The 15,713-nt window shown below is 73.8% G+C and carries 15 protein-coding genes; 13 read left to right on the top strand and 2 right to left on the bottom strand.

Annotated elements, in window-relative coordinates; all coding sequences use genetic code 11:
* The first annotated feature begins 15 nt into the window (after positions 1–15).
* From BKA00_RS22000 to BKA00_RS21980, 5 genes are all read left to right on the top strand, one after another.
* Positions 16–387 carry an NlpC/P60 family protein gene (locus tag BKA00_RS22000; RefSeq protein WP_221493255.1) on the top strand — a complete coding sequence of 124 codons (372 nt, stop codon included), beginning with the start codon at positions 16–18 and terminating at the stop codon, positions 385–387.
* Between the two features lie 463 nt (positions 388–850).
* Complete coding sequence (locus BKA00_RS21995) at positions 851–1,429, top strand: PadR family transcriptional regulator (protein ID WP_185027829.1); 579 nt, start codon at positions 851–853, stop codon at positions 1,427–1,429.
* Complete coding sequence (locus BKA00_RS21990) at positions 1,416–2,033, top strand: GyrI-like domain-containing protein (RefSeq protein ID WP_185027827.1); 618 nt, start codon at positions 1,416–1,418, stop codon at positions 2,031–2,033. Before BKA00_RS21995 ends, BKA00_RS21990 begins: the two co-directional genes overlap by 14 nt.
* A 100-nt stretch (positions 2,034–2,133) precedes the next feature.
* Positions 2,134–3,681 carry an MFS transporter gene (locus tag BKA00_RS21985; RefSeq protein WP_185027825.1) on the top strand — a complete coding sequence of 516 codons (1,548 nt, stop codon included), beginning with the start codon at positions 2,134–2,136 and terminating at the stop codon, positions 3,679–3,681.
* An 8-nt stretch (positions 3,682–3,689) separates the two neighbouring features.
* Entirely contained in the window at positions 3,690–4,262 is a 573-nt protein-coding gene (locus BKA00_RS21980) for a TetR/AcrR family transcriptional regulator (RefSeq protein WP_185027823.1), read from the top strand.
* A gap of 37 nt (positions 4,263–4,299) precedes the next feature.
* Here the strand turns inward: BKA00_RS21980 and BKA00_RS21975 are convergent, their stop codons facing one another.
* Positions 4,300–5,463 carry a cytochrome P450 gene (locus tag BKA00_RS21975; RefSeq protein WP_185027821.1) on the bottom strand — a complete coding sequence of 388 codons (1,164 nt, stop codon included), beginning with the start codon at positions 5,461–5,463 and terminating at the stop codon, positions 4,300–4,302.
* A gap of 198 nt (positions 5,464–5,661) precedes the next feature.
* Between BKA00_RS21975 and BKA00_RS21970 the strand changes: the two genes are divergently transcribed.
* From BKA00_RS21970 to BKA00_RS21945, 6 genes are all read left to right on the top strand, one after another.
* Positions 5,662–6,273 (top strand): TetR/AcrR family transcriptional regulator, encoded by a 612-nt coding sequence (locus tag BKA00_RS21970; RefSeq protein ID WP_185027819.1) that lies wholly within the window; start codon positions 5,662–5,664, stop codon positions 6,271–6,273.
* Positions 6,274–6,328: 55 nt separating this feature from the next.
* Positions 6,329–6,508: a hypothetical protein gene (locus BKA00_RS21965; protein WP_185027817.1), complete on the top strand. Its 180-nt coding sequence runs from the start codon at positions 6,329–6,331 to the stop codon at positions 6,506–6,508.
* Between the two features lie 137 nt (positions 6,509–6,645).
* Positions 6,646–7,872: a PucR family transcriptional regulator gene (locus BKA00_RS21960; RefSeq protein ID WP_230298656.1), complete on the top strand. Its 1,227-nt coding sequence runs from the start codon at positions 6,646–6,648 to the stop codon at positions 7,870–7,872.
* Between the two features lie 32 nt (positions 7,873–7,904).
* Positions 7,905–8,513, top strand: a complete 609-nt coding sequence (locus BKA00_RS21955; protein ID WP_185027813.1) for a TetR/AcrR family transcriptional regulator — start codon at positions 7,905–7,907, stop codon at positions 8,511–8,513.
* Positions 8,510–9,850, top strand: coding sequence for an MFS transporter (locus BKA00_RS21950; protein WP_185027811.1), 1,341 nt, complete (start codon positions 8,510–8,512; stop codon positions 9,848–9,850). The genes BKA00_RS21955 and BKA00_RS21950 overlap by 4 nt, the downstream gene beginning before the upstream one ends.
* Positions 9,840–11,264 carry a pyridoxal phosphate-dependent decarboxylase family protein gene (locus BKA00_RS21945; protein WP_185027809.1) on the top strand — a complete coding sequence of 475 codons (1,425 nt, stop codon included), beginning with the start codon at positions 9,840–9,842 and terminating at the stop codon, positions 11,262–11,264. Before BKA00_RS21950 ends, BKA00_RS21945 begins: the two co-directional genes overlap by 11 nt.
* An 81-nt stretch (positions 11,265–11,345) precedes the next feature.
* Here the strand turns inward: BKA00_RS21945 and BKA00_RS40540 are convergent, their stop codons facing one another.
* Positions 11,346–13,880: a hypothetical protein gene (locus BKA00_RS40540; RefSeq protein WP_230298655.1), complete on the bottom strand. Its 2,535-nt coding sequence runs from the start codon at positions 13,878–13,880 to the stop codon at positions 11,346–11,348.
* A 214-nt stretch (positions 13,881–14,094) separates the two neighbouring features.
* Here BKA00_RS40540 and BKA00_RS21935 point away from each other — a divergent pair, with 214 nt between their 5' ends.
* Complete coding sequence (locus BKA00_RS21935; protein WP_230298654.1) at positions 14,095–14,676, top strand: RNA polymerase sigma factor; 582 nt, start codon at positions 14,095–14,097, stop codon at positions 14,674–14,676.
* A complete protein-coding gene (locus BKA00_RS21930) occupies positions 14,673–15,671 on the top strand; it encodes an LCP family glycopolymer transferase (RefSeq protein ID WP_185027805.1) in 999 nt (332 codons plus the stop codon). The genes BKA00_RS21935 and BKA00_RS21930 overlap by 4 nt, the downstream gene beginning before the upstream one ends.
* Positions 15,672–15,713: the final 42 nt, after the last annotated feature.

Here is a 15,713-nt window from a genome sequence, read left to right as displayed (position 1 = left end):
CCGGGATCGCCGCTGGTGGCCGACACACCTGGGCTTGCCGACGGGGCCAACTGCCAACTGTTCGCCTACGAGGTGCTCACGCTCTTCGGCTTCGACCCGCCCGACCTGCGGTCGAGTGAGCTATGGGCTGATGCGGACTTCACCGAGCCGGTAGCGGCGGCCCGTCCCTACGACCTGGTCCTGTTCAACCCCACCCAGGACGCGTGGGGTGCCCACGTGGGAGTCGTCGCCGGCGCCGACCAGATCCTGCACCTGTGCGCCGAGGTCGGGCACCCCGCCGTGTGGAGCTGGCAAGAGTTCAGGGCCAGGCCGCGATACCGGACCCTGGTCGGCATCAAACGCGTCACACGCCGCCTCCCCGAGCGCCCACGACCTTCGAGCGCATAGGGGTCGATATCAGCGGGCGATTGTGGCGAGTGCTGCGCACATGTCAGCGGAGAGGCCCCGGCCGGACGGCTTATTCGTCCGTCCGTAAGCGTCTCGGCCCGGCGACCGCCGCCGATCTGCTGAAGGCTTCTTCCCAGGGGCGAGGCTGGCGGCCGTGTAATGGCCCCTTGGCACGTCCCGCCTTCATCTGACACCGGCTCCCGAGCAGAGCGATCAGGGGCTGCCCGCCTGCGCGACGTCCTCAGGAAGCCGACGGCCCTTCCGCCCAGGAGAGCCGGCCCCTTCCGGCCCGGCAGTTGAAGGAATCACCCGCGCTGGCGCAACGCCGACGTCCGCCCCCCGATCCTGGCTGCCGGACGCGCGAGTGGTCTCCAGCGCTCACGCGGACCCGTCAGGGGGTGTCTGGTCCTGGCCGCGGCGCGGGGTTGCGCTTGGCGGGTTGTTCTAGCGCTAGAGTATTCGTGTGGCCGACGAACTTACGCCTGCCGAGTTGACGTTGCTCGGCCTGCTCGTGGAGAAGCCGAGGCATGGCTATGAGCTGGACGAGGTCATCGACGCCCGGGGCATGCGGGAGTGGACGGAGATCGGTTTCAGCTCGATCTACTACCTGCTGACGCGGCTCCGGGACCGGGGGCTGATCGCCGAGGTCGACGCGCCGCGGGCAGGCCGGGGGAAGGCTCGCCGGGTGTACGGGCCGACGTCCGAGGGGTACGGGGCGTGTGCGCGGGCGGCCGAGGCCGCGGTGGCCGAACTGCGGCCGGTGTTCCCGCCGCTGCTGGTCGGTCTGGCCAACCAGCCGGTCATTCCTCCCGAACGGCTACGGGACGCGCTCGACCGGCGGGCCGCCGCCCTGGCGGAGAAGGCGGCCGCCATCAGAGCGGCCCGCGACGCGCAACCTGACGTGCCCGGTTTCGTCCGCGCCACTTTCGATTACGCGCTGGGGCAGCTCGCGGCCGAACAGCAATGGCTGGCCGACTACCGGGCGGCCGAAGTCGACGACCAATCTCTGACGAAGAAGGCGGACGGCCATGGATCGCTATGACATCAAGCGCGAACTCAAGCAGTGCTACGCGCCGAAGAACACCGACTGGGCGCTGGTCGAGGTGCCCGCGCAGCAGTTCATCGCCGTCGACGGTTCCGGCGACCCCAACACCAGCGCCGACTACGCCCGTGCCGTCGAGGCGCTCTACGCCGTCGCCTACACGATCAAGTTCGCGAGCAAGGCCCTCGGCCGGGACTTCGTCGTCGGGCCGCTCGAAGGGCTGTGGTGGGCCGACGACCCGGAGGCGTTCATCACCCGCGTGAAGGACGCCTGGCAGTGGCGCATGCTCATCAGCCAGCCCGACTGGATCACCGAGGACGTCATCGACGAGGCCAAGCGGGCCGCGCTGGCGAAGAAGGGCCTTCCCGCGATCGCCGAGGTCCGCCGCGAGGCCCTGAAGGAGGGCACCTGCGCCCAGCTCCTGCACGTCGGGCCCTACGACGACGAAGGACCCGCGCTCGCCAGGCTCCATCACGAGTACCTCGCCGCCAACGACCTGCGCATGTCCGGGCACCACCACGAGATCTACCTCGGCGACCACCGCCGGACCGAGCCCGCCAAGTTCAGGACCGTCCTCCGGCAACCCGTTGAGGCGGCGACCTGACGAAGCGGTTCCTCCGCACCCCCAGGGTCTCGCCGTCAAAAGTTGAACTATGGTACAAGTAGTACGTTCGTTCAACTATTGACGGCGGGGCGTGGTGGGCATGGAGCGGCAGGTGCGCGCGGGGTGGCGCGAGTGGACGGGGCTCGCGCTGCTCGCGCTGCCGACCATGCTTCTGGGACTCGATGTGACGGCGCTCTACCTCGCCGTTCCGAGCCTGTCCGCCGATCTGGAGCCGACCGCGACGGAGACGCTGTGGATCATGGACGCCTACGGTTTCTTCATCGCGGGCTTCCTGATCACGATGGGGACGTGGGGGGACCGGGTCGGGCGGCGCCGGCTGCTGATGATCGGGGTGGCGGCGTTCGGCGCGGCCTCGGTCTTCGCGGCGTTCGCCCCGAGCGCCCTGTGGCTGATCGTGGCGCGGGCGCTGCTCGGAGTGGCCGGCGCGACGCTCATGCCGTCCACGCTGTCGCTGATCAGCAACATGTTCACCGACGTCCGGCAGCGGGCGTTGGCGATCGGCGTGTGGGCGACGATGTTCGCCCTGGGCATGGCGGTGGGGCCGGTCACCGGCGGTGCGCTGGTCGCCGGCTTCTGGTGGGGCGCGGCCTTCCTCATCGCCGTGCCGGTCGCGGTGCTGGTCCTGGCCGGCGCGCCGGCGCTGCTGCCGGAGTACCGGACCTCCGGCGGCCGGCCCGATCTGCTGAGCGTCGGGTTGTCCCTCACGGCGATGCTGCCGATCACCTACGCGCTCAAGCATGGGGCGGTGCACGGCCTCGACGCCCAGGCCTCGGCCGCCGCCCTCGTCGGCGGCGGAGCCGCGGTCGCGTTCGTCCGCCGCCAGTTGCGGCTGAGCGAGCCGCTGCTGGACATGAAGCTCTTCACCGGCCGGGCCTTCCGCGCGGCACTGGCCGTCCTGCTGATCGGTCTGGTCGGTTTCGGTGGGGTGATGTTCCTGGTCACCCAGTACCTGCAGTTCGTGGAGGGCCTCTCCCCGACGGCGGCGGGGCTGTGGATGGGGCCGCCCGCACTGGCGATGCTCGTCGGCGCCATCGGTGCCCCGCTCCTGGCCGGCCGGATGTCACCCGGCGCCGTCATGTCGGCGGCCCTGGCCCTGTCCCTGCTCGGGTACGTGCTGCTCGCCCTCGCGGGGCCGGGCGGCAGGCCGAGCGTGATCGCCGGATTCGCGTTCGTGTACCTCGGGCTCGGGGTCATCGCCGCGCTCGGTACCGACATCGTCGTGGGCGCGGCACCGGCGGAGAAGTCCGGATCGGCGGCCGCGCTCTCCGAGACCGTCCAGGAACTCGGCGTCGCGGTGGGGGTCGCGCTCCTGGGAAGCCTCACCACGGTGCTCTACCGGAACGGAGTCGAGGCGCCCTCTGGGCTGACGCCGTCCGTGGCCGACACGTACGGCGACAGCCTCTCGGGAGCCGCGTCCGTCGCGGACCGGTTGCCGCCCGCGGCCTTCGATGCCGCACGAACCGCGTTCACCAGCGGACTCAGCACCGCCGCCGCGGTGGCGGGCATCGCCGTGGCGGCCGCCTCGCTGGTCTGCTTCACGGCGCTGCGCCACCTGCGGCCCCTCGGCCACGCTGATCGTGAGGCGGAGCCGATAGCCTTGACGAGCATGAGCGGCGACGGCGGGTGAGCAAGAGGATGGCGGCTGAGCACGGCACCGTCGACGGGCGGAAGGCGCGCGGTCAACGCCGCCGGGCCCAGATCATCGAGGCGACCCTGGCGGTCGTCCTCCGCGACGGTGCAGCCGGGGTCACCCACCGCAGCGTCGCGAAGGAGGCGGGGATCACCACCAGCCTCACCCTCTACTACTTCGCGACCTTGGACGACCTCCTGGTCGCGGCCCTGACCAGCGTCGCGGACGAGTACACCGGGCGCATCCGCCGCCTCGTCGAGTCCGGCGACGACCCGCTCGACGGGCTCGCCCGGCTCATCGCCGAGTCCGCCGGGCCGGGCCGGGAGCGCGCCCTCGCCGAACGGGAGCTGTCGACCCTGGCGGCCCGCCGGCCCGCCCTGCGGCCGGTGGCGCGACGCTGGCGCGACAACGTCGCGGAACTCGCCCGAACACAGACGGACGACCCGGACGCGGTCGAAGCCTTCGTCGCCGTGTCCGACGGCCTGTGCGCGGCCATCCTCCTCGACGACGACGACGAGGCCGATCCGGACCACATCCGCGCCGTCCTCGGCAAAGCGCTTCAGCGAACTGGTCGATAGCCCTTTCCTCGGCGAGGCCCGGCCGGCGCGTACTCGGTCATCTGGGCGTCAGGGTCACCGGGAATTCGGTCACGCCTCTGACGAAGGCGTTGCGGAGGATTCGGGGGCCCTCTTCGTCGGCCCATTCCGCTGTGTCCACGCGGGCTACGAACTCCTCGAAGAAGATCTGGAGTTCCAGGCGGGCCAGTGAGGCGCCCAGGCAGAAGTGGGGGCCCAGGCCGAAGGCTATGTGGTCGCCCGGACGGCGGGTCACGTCGAAGACGTCCGGGTCCTCGAACACCGCCTCGTCGCGGTTGGCGGAGCCGTACATGAGGAGGATCTGGCCGCCCGCCGGAATTTTCACGCCCGCTATCTCGGTGTCGGTCGCGGCGACCCGGCACATGTTGAGGATCGGGGTCGTCCAGCGGACGAACTCCTCGACGGCGTCCGGGATGAGGGACGGGTCGTCGCGCAGTCTCCGCCATTGCGCCGGGTGCCGGATGAGGGCGTCGAGGGCGGTCGCCACGACCGTGCGGGTCGTCTCCGCGCCGCCGACCAGGAGGAGCAGGGCCTCGTGCGCGAGGTGCTCGTCGTCGTAGGCGGGCTGGCCGGGGCCCGCGTTCGACCAGACCGACAGCAGGTCGTCGGTCGGGCAGGCGCGGCGGTCCTTCGCCATCTCCAGGACGGCGAGGGCGTACTCCCCGGCGGCGATCGTCGCGTCGTCGGTGATGTAGCGCAGGCCGCCGCCCGCGTACACGGCCGTCGCCGACCAGTGGGCGAGGCGCGGCCACATGTCCTCGGGGAAGCCGAGCAGCCAGCCGATGACGCGGGCGGGCAGGGGAGCGGCCAGCGCCGGGACGGCGTCCACGGTGCCTGCTTCCAGGGCCGTGGTGATGCAGTCGACGGCGGTCGACCGGATGCGGTCGGCGTAGCGGGAGACGCCGCGCGGGGTGAAGCGCTGGTAGACCATGCGGCGCCGGTGCGCGTGCTCGGGGTCGTCCTGCCCGATCATCGAGGGGTCGGCCGGCAGTTGCGGGCGGTACCCGCCCGAGTTCGTCCACACCTTGGGGTTCCGCTCGGCCGCGAACACGTCGGCGTGCCGGGCGACGCCCCACAGGCCGTTCTCCTCGTCGTGGTAGACGGGGGCCTCGGCGCGGAGCCTCGCGTAGACGGACCAGGGGTCGGTGGCGTACATCTCGCCGTCGAGAAGGTCGATGGCCATGGCTCGCTCCTCGGGTGCAGGAGTGGGAGACGTGAGTCGAGACTAGCGTCTCACCCAAGCAAGCGGTAGGTCTATCGTGAACCGGGATGCACTGGCGGTAAAGGGGCATACGCCCAGGGATTGACGCGTAAGGGGGCGATGTACGGAAGAATGGGGAAAGGTCACGGCGAGGCGGGCCATGCGGAAGGGCAGGGCGATTTGAGCGGCGAGGCGCGGTTCACCGTCACGCGGACGCTGAGCAAGGACCAGCAGGCGCGGCGCGAGCGCCTGATCGACTCGGCCCGCGAGCTCGCGCTGGAGGGCGGCTACCCGGCCGTCACCATGCACGACGTCGCCGACCGCGCCGGAGTCGCCCGCGCGACCGTCTACCGGTACTTCGCCACCAAGGACCACCTGCTCACCGAGGTGGCGGCGACCTGGGCGCACCGCGTCACCGACGACATCGACGCGCTCGCCGTCGGCGACACCCCGCAGGAGCGGCTCACCGCGCTGCTGGAGCGCATCGTGTACGTGGCGGCGGCGGAGCGAACCCTGACTTCGGCGATCATCCAGGCCGTGACCTCGGACGACTCCAGCGTCGACGACGACCGCACCGTGCTGTTCCTGTTCCTGCGCGACCGGCTCTCGACGGCGATCGGCGACCCGGTGCCCGAGCGGGACGACGTGGAGATCGTCCTCGGGCACATCCTGCTCGCCGCGCTGATCAGCCTGGCGTCGCTGCGCCAGCCCGCCGAGGAGGTCGCCGCGATGGTCCGCACCGCCGGGAGGCTGGTGCTGGCTGGCGCGTTCGCCGCCCCCACCCCGACCTGACCTGGTCCACACGTTTCTCGGCGGAGATTGGACCTGTAGGGCGGACCAATCCGGCGTGACCGCGCTGCTGGGGCTGGCCGGCGACCTCGTGTACGCGGTCGCCGCCGGCTCGATCGGCGCGTGGCTGCGGGAACGTCCCGCGTTCCGGCGGCGGCAGCGGTACGCGACCGGGCTGATCTCCCTCGCCCTCGGCGCCGCGGCCGTGTTCGCCGCCCCGAGCCGCCGCCGTGCGTGAGGCCCGTCTCGCATGGCGCCCCGGCGGGGCGCGGAGGGTTTGTCAGTTCGCTTACAAGTGACGCGGCGCAATGCGTAGCGCGCCTTGCAGCCTGCCCGGCGGGTCGTCTGTAGCTTCCGGAGCGGGAGGTGCGAACGGTGACCACGAGCCTTGAGCAGCGCTCTCCGCTGAAGCCCTGGGCCGGTGTCCCCCGCGAGCTGTCCACCGTGTTCCGGCCCCACCTGGACGCCCTCGCCGAGGAGATGATCGAGGAGATCCTCGCCGGGATCCCCGAGTACTCCCGCCCGCAGGACGAGGAGTACGCGCGGCTCGTCCGGCTGGCCGTCGAGGGGGCGCTGCGCCAGTTCGTCGACCTCATCATGGACCCGGAGAGCTCCTGGGAGCCGGTCGCCGCCGTCTACCGGGAGATCGGCTGGGCGGAGGCCCGCGAGGGCCGCAACCTGGACATCCTGCAGACCTCGCTGCGGCTCGGCGCCCGCGTCGCCTGGCGGCGGCTCGCCGCCGAGTCCGAGCGGTACGACATCTCCCGCCGCACCCTCGCCGGCATCGCCGAGGCGATCTTCGCGTTCCTGGACGAGATCGCCCGCGCCGCCACCGAGGGCTACACCAAGGCCCGCGAGCAGGAGGCCGGCGAGCTGGAGCACCGCCGCCGCAGGCTGCTCGACCTGCTGCTCGCCGAACCGCCCGCCGCCCCGCAGGCCGTCGCCGACCTGGCCCGCCTCGCGCAGTGGCGCGTCCCGCGCACCGTCGCCGCCGTCGTCCTGTACGAGCGGGGGCGGCGGCCCTTCTCGCACCCGTCCCTGCCGCCCGACGTGCTCGCGGACGTCGACCGCCGCGAGCCCTGCCTCCTCGTGCCCGACCCGGAGGGCCCGGGGCGCGGCCGGATGCTGGAGTCCGCGCTGCGCGACTGGGTCGCGGCGCTCGGCCCGACCGTCCGCACCGAGGACGCGGCCAGGTCGCTGCGCTGGGCCCGGGAGGCGCTGCCGCTCGCGCGCCGCGGCGTCCTGCCGTCCGACCGGCTGATCCGCTGCGCCGAGCACATGCCGGCGCTCGTCGTCTTCAAGGACGAGGAGCTGGTCCGCGCCGTCGCCGAACTGCGGCTCGCGCCGCTGAAGGAGGTCCGGCCCCGGCACCGCGAGCGGCTCATGCGCACGCTGCTGTCCTGCCTGCAGAACGGGTTCAACGCCACCGAGGTCGCGAACCGGCTGCACGTCCACCCGCAGACCGTCCGGTACCGGCTGCACCAGCTGGAGGAGCTCTTCGGCGAGCGGATGTACGAGCCGGAGCTGCGGCTGGAGCTGGAGATGGTGCTGACCGTCCGGCTCTCCGCGCCCCCGGCCGAGACGGCTCAATCAAACGATTGACCGGGCTCGGGGGGAGCGCCTAGCTTGGGCGGATGAGCAGCACCGATTCCGGACGCGACCGGATCATCGAGGCCGCCACCCGGCTGTTCGCGGCCCTCGGCTACGACGGGACGTCCACCCGGATGATCGCCGAGGCGGCCGGGCTCAACGTCGCGACCGTGGCCTACCACGTCGGCGGCAAGCGCGACCTGTACCTCATCGTCATGGACCGCGCCCACCGGGCCGAGCGGCAGGTCCTGGAGGAGGCCCTCGCCGAGATGACCCCGGACGTGGAGGGCGTTCTCACCCTCGTCGACCGGTACGTCGAACTCTGCATGGCGCGACCCGAGATCCCCGCGTTGTGGATGCACCGCTGGCTGTCGGACGCCGCCGACGTCGCGCACCTGGACGACGACTACGTCCGGCCGCTGATGGAGATCGTGAGCCAGGCCGTCCGCGGGGTCGTCAGCGACGCGGTCGACCTCGACTTCCTCGTGTGGACGGTCGTCTGGTGCACGCACGGGTTCGGCTCCGGCGGCCTCCTCGACCAGCAAGGGAAACGCAGGAAACTGGACGACCCGGAGGCGGTCGCCCGGTTCCGCGCCCACCTGCGCCGGACGGTCGCCGCGGCGATCAGCCCGCCCGCCGGCAGCCCCGGATGACCGGTGCGCTGCCCCGGCGGCGGCTCCTCGGCTACGGCGTCGGCTCGATCGGCACCGGCGTGTTCTCCTCGGTCCCCGGGCTCCTGCTCCTGTACTACCTCACCGACGTCCTCGGCGTGTCCGCCGCGATCGCCGGGGCCGTCCTCGTGCTCCCCAAGGCATGGGACGTGCTGCTCAACCCGATCGTCGGCGCCGCCAGCGACCGCGAGGCCGTCCGGACGGGCCGCCGCACCCGCTTCCTGCTGCTGGGCGCGCTGACCCTGCCGCTCCTGTTCGCCGCGATGTTCGCCGTGCCGGTCGACTCCCCGGGGTTCGCGGCCGGCTGGGCCGGGGTCATGTTCCTGCTGGCCGCCAGCGCGTTCGCGTGTTTCCAGGTGCCGTACGTGGCGCTGCCCGCGGAGATCTCCGGTGAGCCGTCCGAGCGCGGCCGGGCGATGGCGTGGCGGGTCGTCTGCCTGACGGTCGGCATCCTGGTCGCGGGCGGGCTCGCGCCCGTCCTGACCGGCGCCGCCGGGGGCGGGCGCGCGGGATACGCCCTGATGGGCGGCGTGATCGGGCTCGTGATGGGCGCGGCGATGGTGGCGAGCACGCTGGCCACCCGCTGGATCCCGTCCCGCCCGGGGCCGCACCCGCTCGGGCTCGTCGCCGCGCTGCGCACCGCGCGCGGCAACCGGCCGTTCTTTCTGCTGCTCGGCGCGCACGTCGGGAACACCCTCGCCGTCGCGATCATGCTGGCGGGCGCGCCGTACGTCGCGGCGTACCGGCTGGACGACTACGGGCTCACCTCGGCGATGTTCGTCTGCATGGTGGCGCCGAGCGCGTTCGCGGTCCCGCTGTGGCGGTGGCTGGCGCGCCGGTACGGGGAGGTCGGCTGCTACGCGGCGGCGCAGGTGGTGTTCGCCGCGACCGGCGCCGCCGCCTACCCGCTCATCACCTCCACCGCCGGGGTCCTGGCCCTCAGCGCCCTGGTCGGCGTCTGCTACGCGGCCGTGCAGCTGCTTCCGCTGTCGCTGATGCCCGAGACCGTCCACGCCGACGCGGGGCGGACGGGGCACGCGCAGTCCGGCGCCTTCACCGGGCTCTGGACGGCGGCGGAGACGGGCGCGCTGGCCCTCGGCCCCGGCGTCTTCGCGCTGATCCTGGCCGCCTCGTCGTTCCAGTCCTCCGACCTGGACACCCCGGTCGTCCAGCCCGAGTCGGCCCTCAAAGGGCTGACCGCCGGGTTCACGCTCGTCCCGGCCGCGCTGCTGCTCCTCAGCGTCCCCCTCCTGCTGGCCTACCGCCGGCAGGCCGCCGTCCACCGCCCGATCGAGGGAACACCGGAACATGCCGTCTGAACGCCTTCCCGAAGCCGGCCGCCCCGGCGCCGAGCTGCTCGACGAACTGGCCGGGCTGCGCGGCGCCGACCTGCCCGTGCGCGGCGGCCAGGTCACCGCCTACGTCTACGACACCGGGCGGGAGGCCGTGCACGACCTCGCAGCCACCGCCTACCAGGAGATGCTGGAGGTCAACTGCCTGGACCCGACGGCGTTCCCGAGCATCGTCGCGCTCGAACGGCAGATCGTCGGCTGGGTCGCGGACAAGCTGGGCGGCGGCACCGGCATCTTCACCAGCGGCGGCACCGAGTCGATCATGCTGGCGGTGAAGGCGGCGCGGGACGCCCGGCAGGTCGAGGGCACGCCGCAGCTCGTGCTCCCGGCGACCGCGCACCCCGCGTTCCACAAGGCCGCGCACTACCTCGGCCTTGAGGTCGTCCACGTTCCCGTCGACGACGCGTTCCGCGCCGACCCGGCCGCGACCGCCGCCGCGCTCACGCCCCGCACGGTTCTGGTCGTCGCCTCGGCGCCGTCCTACCCGCAGGGCGTCATGGACCCGGTCCCCGAGATCGCGTCCATCGCCGCGTCCGCCGGGGTGCCGTGCCACGTGGACGCCTGCGTCGGCGGCTGGGTGCTGCCCTGGCTGCGCGACGCCGGACGGGACGTCCCGCCGTTCGACCTCTCCGTGCCGGGCGTCACGTCCCTCTCCTGCGACCTGCACAAGTACGGCTACTCGCCCAAGGGGGCATCGGTCGTGCTGTTCGCGGACGAGTCGCTCCGCCGCCGCGCCTACTTCGCGTCCGCGGAATGGCCCGGCTACACCGTCATCAACGCGGGCGTGCAGAGCAGCAAGAGCGCCGGGCCGCTGGGCGCGGCGTGGGCGACCCTCATGGCGGTCGGCGCCGGGGGCTACCGAGACCTCGCCGAGTCCGCGATGGCGGCGGCCGAGCGGCTGGCGGCGGGCGTCGCCGGGATCCCGGGCCTGCGGGTGCTCGGCGAGCCCGCCGCCCCGCTCGTCGCCGTCGCCTCGACCGACCCGGCGCTGGACGTGTTCGTCGTCGCCGACGAGGCCCGCGCACGCGGCTGGTTCTTCCAGCCGCAGCTGTCCTACCAGGGCATCCCGCCGAACCTGCACTTCACGCTGACCGGGGTCAGCGACGTCGACGCGCTCCTCGCGGCGCTCGCCGACGCGGTGAAGGCCGCCCGCGCCGCCGGGCCGCCGGACGTCCCGTCCGGCCTGGTCGACGCGCTCGCCGGCCTGGACCTCGACAGCCTCGACGACGCCGGTTTCGCGGGGCTGCTCGCGTCGGTCGGCGTCGACCTCGCGGGCGGCGCGGAGCCCGAGATGGCCATGGTCAACGCCATCCTGGACGCCCTGCCCCCCACCACCCGAGAGGCCCTGCTGATCCGCTTCCTGTCGGCCCTCTACACCTAACCCGCCACCAGGCGTCGACTTGCGGCGTGTCGCCCTTATGACAGCGCTGATAAGGGCGACACGCCGCAAGTCAACGCGGGGTCAGCGGAGGCGGGTGAGGCGCTTGACGAGGGACGGGGGGCGTCCCGTGCCGACCTCCACCGGGACCCGGGCGGCGCCCGCGTCCACGACACCGGCCCTGGTGCCGCGCTCGGCCCCGGCGGGCGGGTCGCCGTCGAAGCGGACGGGCACGGTGAGGCCGGGCCAGCCGACGACGTTCACCGGCGACGCGGCGGTCAGCGCCTTCCGGCCGCCGAGCCCGTCGTCGAGCCAGGCGATCCTCTGCCCGGGGCGCGCCAGCGGCGCCGCGACCATGGCCTGCTCGGCCGCGACGAGGATGCCCTCCGCCGAGTTGACGGCGTCCGCCGCGCTGGGGGAGCGCTGCCCCATCACCGCGCCCACGATCAGGGTCTGCGTGCCGCCGACGTCCCGGCGCGCGGCGAACACGTAGTTCCCGCCCGCCGCGTCCGTGTACCCCGTCTTGCCGCCGACCACGCCGTTGCGTCCCAGGATGAAGTTGCCGCCCTGCCGGGGGGAGCCGCCGCCGTCCGGCACGTACATCCGGTTGTTCACGATCTCGGTGAACGCCGGGATCCTCATCGCCGCCCGCAGCAGCTTCACCTGGTCGGCGGCCGTGCTGACGGTGCCGGAGTGGTAGCCGCTCGGGTCGGTGTAGCGCGTGCCGGTCATGCCCAGGCGCTGCGCCGCGGCGTTCATCTTCGCCACGAACGCCTGGTCGCCGCCGGAGTCCCAGCGGGCCAGCTCGTGCGCCACGTCGTTCGCCGAGATGATGAGCAGGGCCTCCAGCGCCTTGCGCTGCGTCAGCCGCTGGTTCGCCGTCACTTCGAGCAGCGACTCGCCGCGCCGCTTGCGCGCCGGGATCTGCGCCGCCGCCTGCGGTGACACCGTCAGCACCGGCCCGGCCTCGCCCGACTTCAGCGGATGTGCGTTCAGGTAGACGTAGGCCGTCATCACCTTGGCGACGCTCGCCGTGGGCGTCGGCACCGCCCCGCCCGACGAGCCCATCGTCCCGACCCCGTCCACGTAGAGCACCGCCTGGCCCACGCCGGGCCATGGCAGCGCCGGGGCCTGCCCGGGGAAGGTGTGGCTCGACGCGATCGTCAGACGCACGGTCGGGTCGGGCGGCGGCCGCAGCAGCTGCCCGGCCACGACCCCGGCCACGAGGACCAGCATGGCCGCGACGACGATGAGCCAGCGCCGCTTGCCCTTCCGCTTCTCCACCTCGGCGGGCCCAGCCGGATACGGCGGTTGGGCTGGCTGCGCGGGCTGGACCGGTTGGGCCGGCTGGGCGGGTGGTGCCGCCCCGTCCCAGGGCACGCTCCACTGACCGGACGTCCGGGCCGTCGGAGCAGCCGGAGCAGCCGGGGCCGCCGGAGCCGGAAGCGATGCCTCCCATGGCCCGTCCTGAGCCGACAGATCCGGCAACCACTCCACCCGGGTGGGCCCGGCGGGCGAGGGCGCGGCGCCCCGGACGTCTCCGGGCGCCTCCGGCCGCATGGCCGGTGCGGCCGCGCCCTGCGGACGTTCGGCCTCGGGCGGCGCGGACTGCCGGGGCGGCGCGGGCAGCGCCCGGTTGCCGCGCGTTTCGCGGACGTCGCCGGGGCGCTCCTGATGGTGCGGTGCGGGCGCGGTGCGCGGAGCCACGCCTTGCGGACGTTCGGCACCGGGTGGTGCGGGGCGCGCGCGCCTGCCGCGCGGCTGGTGGACGTCACCCGGGTGTTCCTGGTGTTGCGGTGGCGCGGAGGCGGCGTGCGGAGCTGGGCGCTGAGGAGGTTCCGCGTCCGAGGGGGGCGCGTGTCGTCGCCCCCTGGTCGGTGGAGCCGCGCTCGGCGGTTCCTGCCGTGCCTCCGGCTCAGGCGCCGCGGCCTGGGGGTGTTCGGTCGCGGGACGGATCGCGTGTCGGCCGCTGCTTCGGGGCGTTGCGGCCGGGGGCGGGGCGTCGTCGGGCTTGGGGGACGAGGTGTGGCGCGGAGCCGAGGTGCCGCGCGCCTCGCGGGCGTCGTCGGGGCGCTCCTGCGGCTCCGGCGGCGCGGCGGCGGACGCGTGGCCCCGCTGGGGCGCGCTGCTCTGGGCCGGGTCGTCCTCGGGGCGTTCCTCGGGGCGTTCCTCGGCCCGGGGCTCTTCCGCCGGGGAGGCGGTGTCGTCCTCCGGGGCGGGCTCCTCGTCCTCGGCGGACGGAGACGTGGGACGCCAGGGCTCGGTCTCGGGGGGCGGAGAGGCGGCGCTGGAAGGCGCCTCCCGTACGGGCTCCTCCTGCGGGGGAGGCGGCGTGAACTGGACGTACCAGGTGCTGCCCGCCGGCTTCTCGGCCGCCTCGTCGCCGGTTCCGCCGGTGGTGTCGTCCGCGGCCTCGTCCGGGGTCTCCGCCTCGGTGTCGTCAGCGGCCTCGGCCTCGTCAGCGGCCTCGTCAGCGGCGTCGTCGCCGGGCTCGTCCCGCGGCTCGGCGGGACGGCGGACGGCGATGTCCGGACGGGTGAGGTTGACCTTCACCGGCACGCGGAACTCGGCGGTTCTGTTGCGCGCCGGTTCCGCGTCGAGCTCGGCGTCGTCGCCCACGTGCAGACCCCCTCTGCTCGTCCCTGACAGGCGGCGGAGCGGTCCTGCCGACAACCCCGTGCATATAGAGGATGCGCATTTTATCGGGAAGGTTCGCCGGGATCCGTATAGGCGCGCGCCGTGTCGCCGTGAACCTGCGGCGCGGGTTGCGGAGATACATCGCTGACAACGTCCCCGCACGGGAAGGCCCGGTGCGCATGCCATGGTGGCCGCGATGACCGTTCCCCCGACGGCTCGGGAAAGCGACGCCGCTCTCATCGAGAGCTCGCTCGCCGATCCCGAGGCGTTCGCTGCGCTGTTCGACCGCTATTCGGCCATGCTCTACCGGTACGTCTCCCGCCGCCTCGGGCCGGAGGCGGCGGAGGACGTCGTCGGGGAGACGTTCCTGGCCGCGTTCAGCAGGCGGCACCGCTACGACCTGGAGCAGCGGGACGCGCGGCCGTGGCTGTTCGGCATCGCGACGAAGCTGGTCGCGCGGCACCACAGGGCGGAGGCCGCACGCTACCGGGCGCTGCGGCGCAGCCCCGTGGACGGCCCGGTGGAGGGGCCCGACGACCGCGTCGCCGCGGGGGTGACCGCGTCGGCGACCCGTCCGGCGCTGGCGGCGGCGCTGTCCGGCCTGGCGCGCCGCGACCTGGACGTCCTGCTGCTGGTGGCCTGGGGCGACCTGTCCTACGAGGAGGCGGCGCGGGCGCTCGGCATCCCGGTCGGCACGGTCCGCTCCCGCCTCAACCGGGCGCGGCGCAAGGTGCGCGCGGCGCTCGGCGACACCGACCCGACCCGCGAGGAGGCGTGACCGTGGACGATCTCGACCTGATCCGCGGCCTCGGCCGCGACCTGGAGCACGAGCCGCCGCCGTCCCTCGCCCGGCAGCGCGGCCGGCTGCTGGACGAGGCGCGGCGCGGGCGCCGCGGCATGCTGCGGTGGGCGCTGCTCGGCGTGGTCGCGGCGGTGACCGCCGCGGCGATCCTCGTCCCGGTGGTCCTGCTGCACGGACCGGGCGCGCGGCCGGCGGCGACCGGCTCGACCGCGCCCACCGCCGCGGGGCCGCTGAACGTGCTGGTCATCGGGCTGGACGCCCGCCACGCCGGCGCGTCGCGCTCCGACACCCTGCTGCTCGTGCACGTCCCCGCCGACCGGAAGCGGCCGCGGCTCGTGAGCATCCCCCGGGACGTGCTCGTGCCGATGCCCCCCTGCGCCCGGAGCCGATCGCGGCAGGCGGCGATCAACACGGCGTTCCCGCTGGGCGGCGCCGCCTGCACGCGCGGGGCGGTGGAGTCGCTGACCGGCGTCCGGATCGACCAGACCGTCGTGATCGACTTCGGCGGCTTCACCCGGGTGGTGGACGCGCTCGGCGGCGTCGAGGTGATGCTGCCGGCGGCGGTCGACGATCCGAAGTCCGGGCTGGACCTCCCCGCGGGCCGGCACCTGCTGGGAGGGGCGCAGGCGCTCGCCTACGTCCGGGCCCGGCACGGCCTCGGGGACGGCTCGGACCTGGACCGCGTGAGACGCCAGCAGCTGTTCCTCGCCTCGATGGCGCGGCGGGCCAAGGACCTCATGGCGAAGGACCCGGTGCGGTTCGCGCGCTTCCTCACCGTCGCGGCCGGTTCGATCGAGAGCACTCCGAGGCTGGACGCCGGGGCGCTGCGCACGCTCGCGCGCGGGTTCGGCGGGAGCGGCGGAGTCGCCGCGACCACGATCCCCGTCCGTCCCGCCCCTTCGGACCCGAACCGGCTCGTGGTGGACGGGGCCGCCGCCCGGAAGGTGCTCGCACCGTTCCGGGCGCGATGAGTGACCCCCGGTCTGAGGGGTAGGGGCGCATCGTTCCCGGCT

Source organism: Actinomadura coerulea (genome assembly GCF_014208105.1).
GTDB classification, from domain to species: Bacteria; Actinomycetota; Actinomycetes; order Streptosporangiales; family Streptosporangiaceae; genus Spirillospora; species Spirillospora coerulea.
This window is presented reverse-complemented; position numbering and strand designations above follow the sequence as displayed.